2 protein-coding genes and 1 pseudogene are annotated in these 1,684 nt (G+C 60.6%); 2 read left to right on the forward strand and 1 reads right to left on the reverse strand.

The genetic code is table 11. The features are described 5' to 3' along the window. A partial coding sequence (locus ACRXB1_RS35665) for an inositol monophosphatase (RefSeq protein WP_449494725.1) occupies positions 1–1,049 on the forward strand: 1,049 nt, incomplete at its 5' end. Beyond that, positions 1,039–1,590: an isochorismatase family protein gene (locus ACRXB1_RS35670; protein WP_449494726.1), complete on the forward strand. Its 552-nt coding sequence runs from the start codon at positions 1,039–1,041 to the stop codon at positions 1,588–1,590. The genes ACRXB1_RS35665 and ACRXB1_RS35670, both read left to right, overlap by 11 nt. On the opposite strand, the pseudogene ACRXB1_RS35675 reads toward ACRXB1_RS35670, so the two are convergent. Continuing rightward, positions 1,558–1,684 (reverse strand): annotated as a pseudogene (locus tag ACRXB1_RS35675) (IS630 family transposase); the annotation flags it as partial. The gene ACRXB1_RS35670 and the pseudogene ACRXB1_RS35675 sit on opposite strands and share 33 nt — an antisense overlap.

Raw genomic sequence — 1,684 nt, forward strand, 5'->3', positions numbered from 1 at the left:
TGGCTGGGGTGCGCAGTTACGGCCTCGGCTTATGGGTCAGCTATCAAATCGTCACACAGCTTCGCGGGACGATAGCAGTGAGCAGCCAACCTGGCCACGTGCCCGATCCTGCCGAAGCCGACCAGCTCATGGATCGCGCGATGGAATCGGCCGAGCGCATCCTCGCGCCGTTTTCGGGCGCGCCGGTGGCGTCGCTGTTTGAAACGCATTATCGCGGCGGACGCGAATTCCTCCGGCTGAGCTGGGAAGGTTTGCCGGAAGACCTCGTGCCAAAGTCGCGCCGGCCGGCTGCGGCCGTTGGCGGATTGCGTGCACCGGGCGAGACGGCAGCGCAGGATTACGATCCGTACGGGCTGGAAGGCACGAGCGACTATGACGTCGACAAGCCGCTCGCGTACAGGGAGAAGATCGGCCCGTTCCTGCTGACAATGACGTACCGTCATGAATATCCGCAAGTCGACGACGAACGCCTCGGCACCGCGTTCGCCGTCTTCCACGAGGCGGGAACGGATATCGTCGTGGCGGCCGTCGAATTGAAGCTGGTAAAAGTGCCGCCCATTCAGAGCAGCGCCGACCTGGTGTATGTGCTGGATACGTATTCCGGCGAAATGCTGTCTATGGCGCTCGCCGCAACCGAGGCGCTCGGGCCGGAACGTTTGTGTTCAGTGTTCAATACGCACCGGGTGGTGTTTATCGGTACGTGGGAAGTGCGCAAGAGCTGGCGCAGTCAGGGTCTGGGCGTGGCGCTTTTGCGCGAGGCGCTCGAACGCCTGCCGGCAGACCCCGATGGCCGTCCCGATGCATTGTGCGTCGCCCCCGAACCGTATCAGACCGAGGCGCGCTATCTGGAGCAATTGCCTGCGAGCTTGCGTGAAGAACTCGATGCCCCTGCGCACCGCCTCACGCAACATCTGAACGGGTGGCTCGAACGCGCCAATCTGCCGAACGTGAAGACGCACTTCTTCATTCCAATGGCCAAGCACGAAGGCATTGGATCGGCGGGAGAAAACGCGCGGCTGATCGACCGGATCATGGAAAGTGAAGCCTGAATCGAAGCCCGACCGCGCGTTGATCGTGGTCGATATGCAGGCGAAGCTGATGCCGCATATCCAACACGGGGAACGCGTGTTCAGGCATTGCGCCGCGCTCATCAGGGCGGCGGATCTGCTCCATATCCCGGTACTTTTCACGGAACAAAATTCGCATGGCCTGGGTGCGACCGTGGATGGCTTGATTGGCGAGCGGCATCGATTAATAGAAAAACATACCTTCGACGCCACCCTCTGCCCCGAATTCACCGCTGCGCTACCGTCGAGGAACACCGTGTTGTTCGTGGCCGGTTGCGAAGCGCATGTCTGCGTGCTGCTGACCGTGCGCGGTTTGCTGAGGCTCGGCTATACGGTAGAACTTGTTGCCGATGCCACCGGTTCACGCGCGCCGGAGAATAAGGCAATCGCACTGGCGAGAGCCCAGCAAGACGGCGCGTTCCCCACTACCGCCGAAACCGTGATCTTCGGCTGGCTGGAAAGCTGCCGGCATCCGCGCTTCAAGGACGTCCTAGTGTTCTGTCCCAGAAATAACTTTACATAGTTTCGCCACTTTCTTGAGAATGGAATCGGCTGTTGCAGTCCACACAAACGCTCGCTTGTGCTGGTTGTACTGCTGAACATAGCGCTCGATACTG

This window comes from Caballeronia sp. M23-90 (assembly GCF_053574605.1).